This is a genomic window from Vreelandella boliviensis LC1, from assembly GCF_000236035.1.
Classification (GTDB): Bacteria; Pseudomonadota; Gammaproteobacteria; order Pseudomonadales; family Halomonadaceae; genus Vreelandella; species Vreelandella boliviensis.
Window position 1 is genome coordinate 800816 of the sequence record NZ_JH393257.1, and the last position, 14076, is coordinate 814891.

The 14076-nt window shown below is 56.9% G+C and carries 11 protein-coding genes; 1 reads left to right on the plus strand and 10 read right to left on the minus strand.

Annotated elements, in window-relative coordinates; genetic code table 11:
* Nucleotides 1-48: 48 nt before the first annotated feature.
* Nucleotides 49-1308 carry a transcription termination factor Rho gene (gene rho, locus KUC_RS03410; RefSeq protein WP_007111700.1) on the minus strand — a complete coding sequence of 420 codons (1260 nt, stop codon included), beginning with the start codon at nucleotides 1306-1308 and terminating at the stop codon, nucleotides 49-51.
* 557 nt (nucleotides 1309-1865) lie between these two features.
* Between rho and ppx the strand changes: the two genes are divergently transcribed.
* A complete protein-coding gene (ppx, locus tag KUC_RS03415) occupies nucleotides 1866-3419 on the plus strand; it encodes an exopolyphosphatase (RefSeq protein ID WP_007111702.1) in 1554 nt (517 codons plus the stop codon).
* On the opposite strand, the gene tilS is transcribed toward ppx, so the two are convergent.
* From tilS to KUC_RS03460, 9 genes are all read right to left on the minus strand, one after another.
* Complete coding sequence (gene tilS, locus KUC_RS03420) at nucleotides 3394-4692, minus strand: tRNA lysidine(34) synthetase TilS (RefSeq protein WP_007111703.1); 1299 nt, start codon at nucleotides 4690-4692, stop codon at nucleotides 3394-3396. The genes ppx and tilS overlap by 26 nt on opposite strands.
* The gene (gene accA, locus KUC_RS03425; RefSeq protein WP_040480211.1) at nucleotides 4673-5629 is read right to left on the minus strand and encodes an acetyl-CoA carboxylase carboxyl transferase subunit alpha; all 957 of its coding nucleotides are present in this window, start codon (nucleotides 5627-5629) and stop codon (nucleotides 4673-4675) included. The genes tilS and accA overlap by 20 nt, the downstream gene beginning before the upstream one ends.
* Before the next feature lie 118 nt (nucleotides 5630-5747).
* Nucleotides 5748-9263, minus strand: coding sequence for a DNA polymerase III subunit alpha (gene dnaE / locus KUC_RS03430; RefSeq protein WP_007111705.1), 3516 nt, complete (start codon nucleotides 9261-9263; stop codon nucleotides 5748-5750).
* Nucleotides 9264-9301: 38 nt separating this feature from the next.
* Nucleotides 9302-9949, minus strand: a complete 648-nt coding sequence (gene rnhB / locus KUC_RS03435; protein ID WP_007111706.1) for a ribonuclease HII — start codon at nucleotides 9947-9949, stop codon at nucleotides 9302-9304.
* Nucleotides 9939-11114: a lipid-A-disaccharide synthase gene (lpxB, locus tag KUC_RS03440; protein ID WP_040479424.1), complete on the minus strand. Its 1176-nt coding sequence runs from the start codon at nucleotides 11112-11114 to the stop codon at nucleotides 9939-9941. The genes rnhB and lpxB overlap by 11 nt, the downstream gene beginning before the upstream one ends.
* Before the next feature lie 28 nt (nucleotides 11115-11142).
* Nucleotides 11143-11910 carry an acyl-ACP--UDP-N-acetylglucosamine O-acyltransferase gene (gene lpxA, locus KUC_RS03445; RefSeq protein WP_007111708.1) on the minus strand — a complete coding sequence of 256 codons (768 nt, stop codon included), beginning with the start codon at nucleotides 11908-11910 and terminating at the stop codon, nucleotides 11143-11145.
* The gene (fabZ, locus tag KUC_RS03450) at nucleotides 11907-12350 is read right to left on the minus strand and encodes a 3-hydroxyacyl-ACP dehydratase FabZ (RefSeq protein WP_007111709.1); all 444 of its coding nucleotides are present in this window, start codon (nucleotides 12348-12350) and stop codon (nucleotides 11907-11909) included. The genes lpxA and fabZ overlap by 4 nt, the downstream gene beginning before the upstream one ends.
* A 137-nt stretch (nucleotides 12351-12487) precedes the next feature.
* Nucleotides 12488-13525: a UDP-3-O-(3-hydroxymyristoyl)glucosamine N-acyltransferase gene (gene lpxD, locus KUC_RS03455; RefSeq protein ID WP_007111710.1), complete on the minus strand. Its 1038-nt coding sequence runs from the start codon at nucleotides 13523-13525 to the stop codon at nucleotides 12488-12490.
* Between the two features lie 48 nt (nucleotides 13526-13573).
* A complete protein-coding gene (locus tag KUC_RS03460) occupies nucleotides 13574-14074 on the minus strand; it encodes an OmpH/Skp family outer membrane protein (protein ID WP_040480216.1) in 501 nt (166 codons plus the stop codon).
* Nucleotides 14075-14076 lie beyond the last annotated feature (2 nt).

Here is a 14076-nt window from a genome sequence, read left to right on the forward strand (position 1 = left end):
AAGTGCGTCGCTAGATCTTATGTTAGCGGCGCTTATTCCTACGACAAGCTAGCGGCGCTTCATCGCTTCAAAGAACTCGAGATTGGTCTTGGTATCTTTCAGACGGTCAATCAGGAATTCAGTGGCGGCGGTGTCTTCCATCGGATTGAGCAGCTTACGCAGAATCCACATGCGTTGCATTTCATCCTCAGAGGCCAGCAGGTCTTCACGACGGGTGCCACTTCGACGGATATTGATCGCCGGGAATACGCGACGCTCAGCCAGTTTGCGGTCCAAGTGGGCTTCCATGTTGCCGGTACCCTTGAACTCTTCGAAGATGACTTCGTCCATCTTGGAGCCAGTATCGACCAGCGCTGTAGCGATAATCGTCAGGCTGCCACCCTCTTCGATGTTACGCGCCGCACCAAAGAAACGTTTCGGCTTCTCAAGGGCGTGGGCATCGACACCACCGGTGAGTACTTTGCCGGAGCTAGGTACCACGGTGTTGTAGGCACGCGCCAGGCGGGTAATCGAGTCGAGCAGGATGACCACGTCTTTCTTGTGCTCAACCAAGCGTTTGGCTTTCTCGATGACCATTTCAGCCACTTGTACGTGACGCGCAGGCGGCTCATCGAAGGTAGACGCCACCACTTCGCCACGCACGGTGCGCGACATTTCGGTCACTTCCTCAGGGCGCTCATCAATCAGCAGCACGATCAGATGACACTCGGGGTTGTTGCGCGTGATGGAGGTCGCAATGTTTTGCAACATCAGCGTTTTACCCGCCTTGGGCGGCGATACCAGCAGACCACGTTGGCCTTTACCAATCGGCGCGGTTAGATCGATGATCCGCGCGGTAAGGTCTTCCGTGGAGCCGTTACCGATTTCCATACGCATACGATCGTCTGGGAACAGCGGCGTTAAGTTCTCAAACAGGATCTTGTGCTTGGCATTTTCCGGACGGTCAAAGTTGATTTGACTGACCTTCAGCAGGGCGAAATAGCGCTCACCCTCCTTCGGCGGGCGGATTTTGCCGGAAATGGAGTCACCCTTGCGCAGATTGAAACGGCGGATCTGCGAAGGCGATATGTAGATATCGTCCGGACCGGCGAGATAGGAGCTGTCAGCGCTACGCAGGAAGCCGAAGCCATCCTGAAGAATTTCCAGCACACCGTCGCCATAGATATCCTCGCCACTTTTGGCGTGTTTCTTGAGGATGGCGAAAATGATGTCCTGCTTGCGCGAACGGGCCAAGTTATCAATACCCATTTCACGGGCGATATCGAGGAGCTCGGGAACGGTTTTTTGCTTGAGTTCAGTGAGATTCATCGGCGTGTTAGAAAGTTGCTCATGGAAGCTGGGCGCCAGGCGCCGGGAGTAAGACAGGAGGCGTGAAAGTGACGCCGTGTGATGCGTTCAGACCCCGGTAAAGGCACGCGCTCGAAGATGAAAGGAATTGGACTTAGCTAACAACCTTAGTACTTACAACACTAGTACTTGTCATTATTAAGACTCAACTCGAGGGTGCTAACACTTGTTTAATCTGGTTCCCACAGGAGAGTGGTTGAACCAGTGGGCTATCTGACGACTTGGAATTCTGGCTGACGCTAACGGGATAAACAATGAATAACGTCTGGGGCGACCAAGGTGCCGTACTTGAACGACGCATGCAAGATGATCTATCTAAGCAACTTATCTAAAACATTGCTTTTATAAAACATCAATTTATCTCGACAGCGGCGCGCTTGTGGACACACTAACTAACTAGGTCAGATCAAGCCAGTAGTTCGATGGTAGTCAAGCGCCGCGACAAACGCAAGCCTTTGGCAATTGACAATAGATAAAGGCCACCGCAACCTTGGCACAGCCAACACGAAGGAATGCTCATGCCCACGGATATTTCGCTCCCCATTGCCACCTCTGCCGCTGAGGCAGACAGCGGTGCTCCGCAGCGCTTCGCCGCTATAGACCTGGGATCCAACAGCTTTCACCTACTGGTGGCCAACTACCAGCATGAACGCCTACAGGTGGTTGCCCGCTTGGGTGAAAAGGTGCAGCTAGCCGCGGGTTTAGACGATGATGGCCTGCTCAGCGAAGAGGCGATGCAGCGCGCGCTGGACTGTCTGGGCCGCTTTGCGCCGTTTTTAAGCGACATTACCAATGCCAATTTGCGTATTGTCGGCACTAACGCACTGCGCGATGCTGATAATAGCCAAGCGTTTATCGAGCGCGCCGAGGCTCAGTTAGGTCACGCCATCGAGATTATTGCTGGCCGCGAAGAGGCCCGCCTGATTTACTTAGGTGCCGCCCACGCGCTGGCCGAAAATGGCCGCCGATTAATCGTCGACATTGGTGGCGGTTCGACCGAATTTATTATTGGCGAAGCCTTCGAGCCCAGAGCGCTGGAAAGCCTGCGCATGGGCTGCGTGACCTTTTCTCGACGCTTCTTCCCCGACGGCGAGTTAAACGAAAAACGCATGCGCCGCGCTGAGCTTGCCGCCCTTTCGGAGCTCGCCAATATTCAGCGTCCTTACCAGCGCCTGGGCTGGGATGACCCCGTAGGTTCAAGCGGCACGATCAAGGCCGCTGCCAGCGTGCTGTATGCTCACGGCGATACGCCCCACGAGGGAGTTATCACACGTGGCGGTTTGAAGAAGCTGCGCGAACGGCTGCTAAAGTGTAAGCAGTTGGATAAAGTCGCGCTGGATGGCCTCAAAGCCGACCGCGCCAAAGTCTTCCCGGCGGGCATTGCCATTCTTGGTGCGATTTTCGAAGCCTTTGATTTAACCCAGATGCGCTTTGCCGATGGCGCTCTGCGCGAAGGCGTGCTCTACGACATGGCCGGGCGCAATACCGCAGAAGACTCGCGCTCGAAAAGCCTGGAGTCGCTGCAGCGCACCTATGATGTTGATACCCGCCAAGGGTTCAATGTCGCAGACACCGCCGAGCGTTTGTTTAATCAGGTACACCATGCCTGGTCGCTAAACCTTGATCAAGGGCGCTATTTGCAATGGGCCAGCCATGTGCACGAAATCGGCCTGGCGATCTCCCACAGCCAGTTTCATCGCCACGGTGCCTACTTGCTTGAGCACTCCGACCTTGCTGGTTTTTCACGCCCTGAACAGCGGCAGCTGGCGTTTTTAGTACGCGCCCATCGCCGCAAATTCCCGCTCAAAGAGTGGCAGGCCCTGCCCAATGCGCAGCATGCGATCACCCAGAAGCTCGCCCGGCTACTGCGTTTAGCCGTTCTACTCAACCATTCGCGCCCAGAAAGCGCCCCACCGCTACCGGAAATAAGCGCTGACAGCGATAGCTTGACGATCACGCTGCCTGCCAGCGATGAACCCACCCTACTGAGTACTGACTTGGAGCAGGAGCAGGCGTTTATGGAAGCTGCCGGTTTTAAGCTGATCATTAAGCAGGCGAAGTCATACGGGTAAAAAAGACGCTCTCTGCCTGCCATAGCAGCTGAGCAGGGGGGCAAATCACCCCAATACACGCCTCATTTTGCATGATGACCACCAGCCGCTCACGTTCCCAGGGCGGCATATCTGCCTCTTGTAGCAGCCGCTTGAGATCGCGTCGCCCTCGTTTGGGCAGTTGAATAACCTCCCCACCTTGTCGCCAGGTCGCTCTTAGTACTTGAGAGTGCGGCTGAAATGATGCCACCTGCCAACCTAGCGGCCCAATGGGCGTCTCCAGCGGCGTTTGACCATCCCAGCTAGCCTCCCAAGGCGGCAGCGGTTCAAGAGGTTGAAGCAAATAGAGCCGCTGGCGCCATAGACGCGCCTGCGCCCCCGGCCACTCAACGCACACCTCAGCATCGGCTTTGGCTGTTAGTTGATCTAGAAGGCTCTCTAAACGCTTCTGCGGCGGCGTTGGCAAACCCTGCTGCTGGCAAAAGGTGCGCACCAGCAGCCGCTGGCGGGGACGGGAGCGCTGTCTAAGTGCGCGCGCATCTACCTGCCCTTCTCCGGTGAAGAGCTCTGTTAGCTCGGCAGCTAAATACTCACTAAGCACCACATCTGCTTCACTGGCATGGGCAGCGCTATTCGCCAGCGCAGTCTCTGCCGCCGGCCAGCGCTCGCGCATCGCGGGTAGTAGCCGGTGACGCAGGCGGTTGCGATCAAAGCGAATATCTTGATTGGTGGGGTCTTCGCACCAGCGCAACTCAAGTAGCTCAGCCGCGGCTTCAAGTTCAGCTCGGCGCACAGTGAGCCAGGGGCGCACCAGGGAGATGCTATGAGCCTCACGCTGGTAGGGCATACCGGCCAAGCCGCGTAGTCCGCTGCCGCGCAGAGCGGCGAGCAGAAAGGTTTCCGCCTGATCGTCCTGATGCTGGGCCAGCCAAAGGGTGTCACCCGCAGGAATGGTCGCGAAGAAGGCCTCATAGCGAGCGTTGCGGGCGGCGCCTTCGATGCCTTCGCCCTGGGCATCTACCGCCACATTGACCACTGTCAGCGGCACGTTTAAACGCTCGCACATATCTCGGCAGTGCGCTTCGAACGTCTGCGCTGCCGCCTGCAGGCCGTGGTTGATGTGGATTGCCCGCAAGTGACGGCCTGCTTGCTCGCAGACCTGTGCGGCTAACGCGAGCAGTAGACAGGAGTCTAGACCGCCTGAGAGTGCCACCCAAATAGAGCGCCCCGGCGGGGTTTCCGCCAGGGCGTCGTTGAGTAAGCCTTGCAGCAAATTAAGCGGCTGGGGCGCCATAGCTCATTAAACGCTTATAGCGACGCTCTAGCAGCGCGTCGGTGTCCATCGCCTGCAAACGCTCCAGACTGGCGGTAAGCGCCTCTTTGACCCGTTCAGCGGTGGTGAGCGGGTGGCGGTGGGAGCCACCGAGCGGCTCCTTTATCAGCGAGTCGACAAAACCCAGCTCTTTTAAGCGTTCCGCGGTAATGCCCATGGCCTGAGCGGCGTCAGAGGCTTTGGTAGCGCTCTTCCACAGAATCGAGGCGCAGCCTTCCGGCGAGATCACCGAGTAGGTGGAATACTGCAGCATTTGCAATTCATCGCACACACCAATGGCCAACGCGCCGCCGGAGCCGCCCTCGCCCACCACGGTGGAGATAATTGGTGTTTTCAGTCGCGACATAACCGCCAAGTTATAGGCAATCGCTTCAGACTGGCCGCGCTCTTCCGCGTCGATTCCGGGATAAGCCCCTGGGGTATCGATAAAGGTCAGGATCGGCATCTTAAAGCGCTCGGCCATTTCCATTAGACGGCACGCTTTGCGGTAGCCTTCCGGGCGCGGCATACCGAAGTTACGACGTACTTTCTCTTTTACATCGCGGCCTTTTTGATGACCAATGACCATCACCGGCGAGTCGTTCAACCGTGCAATGCCACCGACTAGCGCAGCATCATCGGCGAAATTGCGGTCGCCGTGTAACTCGTCAAAGTCGGTGAAGATGTGTTCGAGATAGTCCAGCGTATAGGGTCGCTGGGGGTGACGAGATATTTGAGAAACCTGCCAGGGAGTCAAATCCTTGAAGATCGATTCCGTCAGCTTACGGCTTTTCTCTTCCAGCCGAGCAATCTCGTCGGAAAGGTTCACTTGGCTATCAGAGCTGACCAAACGCAGCTCTTCAATTTTTGCCTGGAGTTCGGCAATGGGCTGTTCAAAATCGAGATAATTAGGATTCATCGGCTCTGCCTGGTCAAAATAAGCATGCATATGTGTGTAGAGAGTATAAAGAGCATTATCGCACCCTGACCCTGCTGCGCAAGGTGGGTGCTCGCCCGTTTACCCGTTAACGATACTTTTAACGATAACGCAGTTGAACGCCTGCCTGGCCCTGCACATCCCGTAGCGCCAGCAGTAAATCGTCGCTCGGCGCGACTTTCCACTCATCGGCGAGCTCCAACCACGCGACGGCTGCCGGGTGTCGGTACTGCAGGCGCACCGGCAAGCCCTCCTGATCGCGATACGGCGTCAGGCTGTCGCGCAGGGTTTCAATTAAACGACCATTGATCTGCCCCGCGTCCAGCGCCAGCTCCACGGCTTGGCCGTAGCGAATGCGCGCCGTCACCATCGGCGTGACGTCTTTACCGCGCAGGCGCAGGCCACCAGAGAATTCATCGCTGGAGACTTCGCCCTCTACGATGAGCACCTGATCAGCTTCAATCTGACCGCGTAGCTGCTCGAATAACTCCCCAAACAGCGAAGCTTCAATACGCCCGGTGCGGTCATCCAAGGTGATAAACGCCATGGTATCGCCGCGTTTGGACTTCATAGTGCGTACGCCGACGACTAGCCCTGCAACGCGCTGGGGATCGCGGGACGGTTTTAAATCGCTGATCCGCGTCGACACAAAGCGCTTTAATTCCCGCTCGTACTCGTCGATTGGGTGACCCGTGAGGTAGAGCCCCAGGGTGTCTTTCTCTCCGGAGAGGCGCTCGCGGTCGGTCCACTCACGGGCGTTGATATATTCGGCGTAAACGTTACTGTCGCCCTCACCGGCCTCTTCGTCGGCGCTAAACGCGTCGCCGAACATATCCAGCATGCCCAGATTTTGATTGGCGTGATTCTGTGCCGCCGCTTTTAACGCGTCTTCCATCGCAGCAAACAGCACTGCGCGGTTGGGGCCAATGGTATCCAGCGCGCCGGAGCGGATCAGCGCCTCAAGGGTGCGCTTATTCATTCGCTTGGGATCGATACGCCGACAAAAATCGAAGATATCCTTGAATGGGCCGTCTGCCTCACGGGCTTCGACAATGGCGCCAATCGGGCCTTCGCCCACACCACGAATCGCACCGAGCCCATAAACCACTCGAGCATCGGTATCGACGGTGAATTTGTAGCCACCCACGTTGACGTTTGGCGGGGTCACCGTGAGTCTGAGGTTGCGACACTCCTCAATCAGCGGCACCACTTTATCCAGGTTGTCCATTTCCGTGGACATAACCGCGGCCATAAAGGGCCCCGGATAGTGGGATTTCAGCCACGCGGTTTGGTAAGACACCAGCGCGTAGGCAGCCGAGTGCGATTTGTTAAAACCGTAACCGGCGAATTTTTCTACCAGGTCAAAGATGTTACCGGCCAGGTCTTTATCGATGCCGTTGGCGGCGCAACCCTCCATAAAGCCGTCGCGCTGCTTGGCCATCTCTTCGGGTTTTTTCTTACCCATGGCACGGCGCAGCATATCCGCTTGGCCGAGGCTGTAGCCCGCCATGACCTGAGCGATCTGCATGACCTGCTCTTGGTAAAGAATGATGCCGTAGGTAGGCGCCAACACTGGTTTCAACAGTTCGTGCTGGTAATCCGGATGTGGATAAGAGACTTCGGCTCGGCCGTGCTTACGGTTGATAAAGTCGTCGACCATGCCCGACTGCAAAGGGCCTGGGCGAAACAGCGCCACCAGGGCGATCATATCGTCCAGGGAATCGGGCAGCAGGCGCTTGATCAGTTCCTTCATACCCCGGGATTCGAGCTGGAACACCGCCGTGGTTTCAGCGCGCTTGAGCATCTCAAAGGTGGGCGCGTCGTCCAGCGGGATGCTCTCGATATTGAGCGGCCCCTGACCGTTAACGCTGCGAACTTTATCGACCATCTCCAGCGCCCAGTCGATAATCGTCAGCGTGCGCAGGCCCAGGAAGTCAAACTTGACCAGCCCGGCCTCTTCGATATCGTTTTTATCGAACTGCACCACCAGGCCAGAGCCATCTTCATCGCAGAGCAGCGGTGAGAAGTCGGTCAATTTGGTGGGGGCAATCACCACGCCACCAGCGTGCTTACCGGTGCCTCGGGTGGTGCCCTCCAACTTGAGCGCCATCTCCCAGATCTCTTCGGCCTCTTCGTCGTTGCCGATAAACTCTTTGAGCGCAGGTTCCTGCTCAATCGCCTTGGCCAGGGTCATGCCCACTTCAAAGGGAATCAGCTTGGAGAGCTTGTCGCCCAGCGAATAAGGCCGCCCCTGGGCGCGGGCCACGTCACGCACCACGGCCTTGGCCGCCATGGTACCAAAGGTGACGATCTGGGAGACCGCGTTACGCCCGTAGCGCTCGGCCACGTACTCAATGACCTTATCGCGTTTCTCCATGCAGAAGTCGACGTCAAAGTCGGGCATCGAGACACGCTCGGGGTTCAGAAAGCGCTCGAACAGCAGATCGTAGCCAATCGGATCCAGATCGGTGATCTTTTGCGCATAGGCCACCAGCGAACCAGCACCGGAACCGCGACCCGGACCTACCGGTACGCTGTTGTCCTTGGCCCACTGGATAAAGTCCATCACGATCAGGAAGTAGCCAGGAAAGCCCATCTGGATAATAACGTTGAGCTCGAACTCCAGCCGGTCGCGGTAGCGCTGATCAATCGTCTGGTACTCTTCGCTATCGCGAGGGTAGCGCTCCGCGGGAAACAGAAAATCCAACCGCTCGGTTAAGCCGTCATGGGATACTTTGCGGAAGAACTCATCCTGGGTCATGCCTTCGGGAATGCCGAACTCGGGCAGGAAAATCTCGCCCAAGCGCACGTTAACGCTGCAGCGCTCGGCGATCATTACGCTGTTTTCCAGCGCTTCGGGAATATCTGAGAACAGCGCCGCCATCTCATCGGGGCTTTTTAAGTACTGCTCTTCGGTGTAGCGACGTTCGCGGCGCGGGTCGTCCAGCGCCTTGCCTTCACCGATGGCGACGCGGGTCTCGTGGGCCCAATAATCGTCGCGCTCAAGAAAGCGCACATCATTGGTCGCCACTACTGGCGTGCCTGTTTCAATGGCCAGCTTGACGCTGGCGTGAACACACGCCTCTTCTAGCGGCCGACCGGTACGCACCAGTTCTAAGTAAAAACGCTCGGGAAATGCCGCCTGCCACTCCTGGAGGAGTACTCGTGCGTCCTGTTCGTGGTCAGACAACAGGTGGCGGCCAATCTCGCCCTCACGCGCGCCGGAGAGTGCGATCAAGCCTTCGTTCTGTTCAAGCACCCACTGCTTATCCAGAATGGCTCGCCCCTGGCGCTGGCCATGGGTCCAGCCCTTGGAAATAAGCTCGGTCAGGTTGCGATAGCCAACGTCGTTCATTGCCAGCAGCGTTAGCCGGTAGGGGTGGGCCTCGTCATGGGGATTCTGGAGCCATAAGTCGCTGCCAATAATCGGCTTCAACCCCGCCCCCTGGGCGGCTTTGTAGAACTTCACCAAGCCAAACAGGTTGGTTTCATCGGTCAAGGCCAGCGCCGGCATCGCCCGTTCAGCCGTGGTGCTGACCAGCGACTTGAGCTTCACTAAGCCATCGACCAGGGAATATTCACTGTGCAAACGTAAATGAACGAACGGAACCGTCATGGGACTCTCAGCAAAACGCTAGATGAAGAAAAAGTACGTTAAAGCAGCGCCAACTGACGCTGCACCGGCGCGAAGCTACGACGATGTTCGGTAAGTGGCCCGTGAGCTTCAAGCGCCGTCAGATGCTCTTTGGTCGGGTAGCCTTTATGGCGCGCAAAACCATACTCAGGATAGCACTCATCCAAGGCGACCATTTGCGCGTCGCGAGCGACCTTGGCCAAAATCGACGCCGCGGCGATGGCACAGTGGCGTGAATCGCCCTTCACCACGGCCTGACCGGGCAGTAGATGGCCAGGTAGTTTGTTGCCATCCACGAGTAGATATTCCGCCGCCGGTGCCAGCGCATCAATGGCTCGACGCATGGCCAAATGGGTGGCGTGGTAAATATTCAACGCATCCACTTCAGCAGCGCTGGCTTCTGCTACGGCAAAGGCTAACGCCCGCTCACGAATCTGGCTATCCAGTGCTTCACGCCTGCGCGCAGACAACTTTTTTGAATCGATAAGACCGTCAATCGGCTGAGCGGGATCGAGAATTACCGCAGCGGCTACCACACTGCCTATCAGCGGCCCGCGGCCCACTTCATCAACCCCTGCCAGCCGCTCACCACAGTAGGCAATTTCTAATGGTGGAAAATCCTTGTGGTCGATCAACCAGGGATCAATGGCCATGCCGTTATTTACCATCAGCGGCCTCCAGCGGCTGACCCGCGGCCAACAGGCTAATCGCCTCGGCGGCACGGCGGCTGGCGTTGCGCTGGAGCGTAGCATGCATCTCGGCAAAGCGTGCTTCCAAGTCATAGCGACCTGCCTCGTCCGCCAACATGGCACTGAGCTGGTCGGCAATCGCCGTGGGCGAGGCGTCGTCTTGGATTAGTTCAGGCACCAGCGTCTCCTGAGCGATCAGGTTGGGCAGTGAGACCCATTGGGTTTTCACCATTCTTTTAGCCAGCCAGTGGGTAACCGGCGCCATCTTATAGGCCACCAGCATGGTGCGGTGACACAGCATGGCTTCCAGCGCGGCGGTACCCGAGGCGAGCAGTACGATATCGCTTGCTACCATCGCTTCGCGGGCCTGACCATCTAGCAGCATAGTACGCTCGGCCAGCTGCGGGTAGTTGACCAGCAGCGCGCTAATTTCATCGCGGCGATCAGCGGTAGCCGCGGGAATCACCACGTGGAGCGCGGGGTGACGCTGGCAGAGCTGTTCGGCAGCGGCAAGAAAGGTGTCGCCCAAAAAACGAATTTCATTGGCCCGGGAGCCGGGCAACAGCGCCAACACCGGGCGATCAGGAGCCAACTCCAGGGCTTGACGGGTAGCGATACGGTCATTTTCCAGCGGCATTTCGTCGGCCAGGGGATGGCCCACAAAGGCGACGGGCACTCGATGTTCTCGATAGAAGGCGGCTTCAAACGGCAGCAGTGTCAGCATGCCATCTACCGACTTAGCGATGCCCTTTACCCGCCCCTGGCGCCATGCCCATACGGAAGGACTCACGTAGTGGGCGGTGGTAATGCCCGCTTCGCGGAGCTGGCGCTCCAGGCCTAAATTGAAATCAGGCGCATCGATACCCAGCATAATATCCGGCTGCCAGGCCAACGCTTCGGCTTTTAGGGTGCGCCGTACACGGATTAGCTCAGGGAGGTGCTTAAGCACCTCAACCAGCCCCATCACCGCGAGGGTCTCTAAAGGGAAGCGGCTCTCCATGCCTTCCGCCTGCATGCGCGGTCCGCCAATACCACGAAACTCGACGTCGGGATGGCGTGCTTTAAGTTCACGCATCAACCCAGCGCCAAGAATATCGCCGGAGAGTTCCCCGGCCACGAGGTAGACGCGTTGCAGGGTTATCATTGCGAGATCATCGGCGGTTAAGCATGGGTTAGCGGGTGATGCCGCGGGTAGAGCGCTCAATGGAGGCGGCAAAATGCTCGACTTCGGGTAGCTCAAAGTGGCTACGCATTTCGGCAAGCGCCTGCTCAGTGGTCAGCCCTTGGCGATAGACCATCTTATAGGCGGCGGTTAAGGCATTAATCGCTTCGCGGCTAAAGCCACGGCGCTTTAAGCCCACCAGGTTAAGGCCACGCGCTTCGGCAGGGTTGCCATTAATCATGATATAGGCGGGCGTATCTTTAGTGATAATCGAGCCACCACCGGCCATGGCGTGATCACCAAAATGGCAGAACTGGTGCACTGCCGCCAAACCACCCAGAATGACATGATTGCCGACGGTGACATGGCCAGCCAGGGTGACCTGATTGGCCAAAATGCAGTCATTACCAATCACGCAGTCATGGCCGACATGAACGTAGGCCATCAACAGGTTGCGCGAACCAATGGTGGTTTCACTACGATCCTGAACGGTGCCACGGTGAATCGTGGCGCCCTCGCGGATGACGTTATCGTCACCCATGACCAGCCGCGTGGGCTCGCCGGCGTATTTTTTGTCCTGGCAGTCTTCACCTACCGAGGCAAACTGAAAGATACGCGTGCGCTCTCCCAGCGTAGTAGGGCCTTTAACCACCACATGGGGGCCAATCACCGAGCCTGCACCGATCGTGACGTCGGGGCCGATGATACTAAAAGGGCCTACCTCAACGTCGTCGGCAAGGCGCGCCGTCGGGTCGACCAGTGCAGTAGGATGTATCAAGCCACCTTCCTCTCGGCACAAATAATTTCCGCTTCGCAGGCCAGCTCACCGTCAACCGTGGCACGGCATGCAAATTTCCAAATACCGCGTTTACCTTTAATCACGTCGGCCTCTAAAGTGAGCTTGTCACCCGGCATTACCGGGCGTTTAAAACGCACTTTGTCACTGCCGACCAGGTAGTAGACATAGCCATCAGCAGGTAGTTTATTGACCGTTTTAAAGCCGAGAATGCCGCATACCTGGGCCAATGCCTCAATCACCAGCACGCCGGGCATAATCGGGTGATGCGGAAAATGGCCGTTAAAAAACGGCTCATTGATGCTGACATTCTTGTACGCAACGATGGATTCACCGATGGCTAGTTCCGTTACTCGATCCACCAGCAAAAAAGGGTAGCGGTGGGGCAAGTACTCGCGAATTTCATTGATATCCATAACCATCGTAGCGACCTCTAAAATAACAAAAGTACCTGATGACTCTCAGGTAAATACCAGCATGTCCGCTGGTGAAAAGGCTGTGGATTATACCCCGCTGCCATCTAGCCTCAAACCAGCAGCAGGTAAAACCAATTCAGCTATTATTCAACACGCTGCTTCTTTTCCAACCGTGCCAATCGCTTAGCGATGTCATCAAGCTGTTTAAAACGCACCGCGTTTTTACGCCACTGGGAATTGGCCATGGCGCCGGTTCCAGAGGAGTAGACCCCTGGCTCATGAATTGAGTTAGTCACCAAGCTCATTCCCGTCACTTGAACGCCATCGCAGATGGTTAGATGGCCGGATAAACCAACGCCGCCACCCAACATGCAGTGCTTACCGACCTTTGTAGAGCCTGCAATCCCCACACAGCCCGCTAACGCGCTGTGGTCGCCAATGATGACGTTATGGGCAATTTGTACCTGACTATCAATTTTGACGTCATCACCGATCACCGTATCACCCAGCGCGCCACGATCAATACTGGAGCAGCTGCCCACCTCAACGTCATCGCCCAGTATAACGCCTCCCAACTGGGCAATTTTATGCCAGCAGGTACCGTCATGGGCAAAGCCAAATCCATCGCCGCCGACAACACAGCCGCTTTGCAGGATTACCCGCTTGCCTACCACCACTCCATGACACACAGTGACATTGGCATGCAGACGCGTTGCTTCACCGATAATACTGTCGGCCCCAACCACGCTGCCTGCTCCAATCACTACACGGTCACCCAGCACTACGCCTGACTCAATCACTGCGTGAGCTTGAATGCAGACATCGGCGCCTAGATTAGCGTCTTCCGCCACCACTGCCGTGGGGTGAATACCGACCACATCGCGGGCGGGCAATGGGTCAAACAACTGCGATAGCTTGGCATACCCCAAGTAAGGGTTATCGATTTCAAGACGAGGTACCGGACAGTGTTTGCCATGTTCAGGGTGCAGCAATACTGCTGCCGCCTTGGTCGTCGCCAAATCTTTCAGATAGGCGCGATTGGCCAGGAAAGCTACTTGATCCGGCTGCGCTTCTTTTAGCGTCGCCAAACCACGTATCGGCTGCTGGGCATTGCCACTAATGGCAATGCCCAATTGGCGCGCAATGTCTGCGAGGGTAAGCTGATGAGAAGCGTGCGTCATGGGAGCCCAGGGAAACTCTGGTGTGGCCAAGCCACACCAATCATCGTTTTAATTTAAGGTATCAAAAATCTGCGTGACTTCGTCGGTCACATTGGGCAGATCAACCCCAGAGTGCAGTACGCCCTGGGGTTCGACCAGCACATCAATGCTGTGTCGTTCCAGCACCTGTGCGACAGCTTGCTCCAGCTTCGGTTCAGCGCCTTCTAAAAACTGCTGCTCAGAGCGCTGTTGGGCCTGGATGACTTCTCGGCGAAGCTGCTCAAAACGCCCGCCCTTTTCCTGAAGCTCGCTAATCAGCGATTCACGCTGAGACTGAGCCATGGTTTCGCCTTCGCGCTGTAAACGCTCCTGTAGTTGCTGCAACTCATTACCCAGGTTCTGCGCTTCACGTTGCTGATTGCCAATTTGTCCTTCCAGGATGCTCATTGACGCCTGTGCAGATTGGGTATTCATCAGTGCTGCTCGCCAGTCCAACACCGCTACTTCTGCGGCGTGAGCGGGCAAAATCATCGCGCCCAACAGGCATACCATCGCTGTTAGTCTACGCATCA

What these genes read in the sequence shown, in the direction of transcription:
- rho (WP_007111700.1), bottom strand. Translation starts at nt 1,308, where the DNA reads ATGAATCTCACTGAACTCAAGCAAAAAACCGTTCCCGAGCTCCTCGAT.
- ppx (WP_007111702.1), top strand. Translation starts at nt 1,866, where the DNA reads ATGCCCACGGATATTTCGCTCCCCATTGCCACCTCTGCCGCTGAGGCA.
- tilS (WP_007111703.1), bottom strand. Translation starts at nt 4,692, where the DNA reads ATGGCGCCCCAGCCGCTTAATTTGCTGCAAGGCTTACTCAACGACGCC.
- accA (WP_040480211.1), bottom strand. Translation starts at nt 5,629, where the DNA reads ATGAATCCTAATTATCTCGATTTTGAACAGCCCATTGCCGAACTCCAG.
- dnaE (WP_007111705.1), bottom strand. Translation starts at nt 9,263, where the DNA reads ATGACGGTTCCGTTCGTTCATTTACGTTTGCACAGTGAATATTCCCTG.
- rnhB (WP_007111706.1), bottom strand. Translation starts at nt 9,949, where the DNA reads ATGGTAAATAACGGCATGGCCATTGATCCCTGGTTGATCGACCACAAG.
- lpxB (WP_040479424.1), bottom strand. Translation starts at nt 11,114, where the DNA reads ATGATAACCCTGCAACGCGTCTACCTCGTGGCCGGGGAACTCTCCGGC.
- fabZ (WP_007111709.1), bottom strand. Translation starts at nt 12,350, where the DNA reads ATGGTTATGGATATCAATGAAATTCGCGAGTACTTGCCCCACCGCTAC.
- lpxD (WP_007111710.1), bottom strand. Translation starts at nt 13,525, where the DNA reads ATGACGCACGCTTCTCATCAGCTTACCCTCGCAGACATTGCGCGCCAA.
- KUC_RS03460 (WP_040480216.1), bottom strand. Translation starts at nt 14,074, where the DNA reads ATGCGTAGACTAACAGCGATGGTATGCCTGTTGGGCGCGATGATTTTG.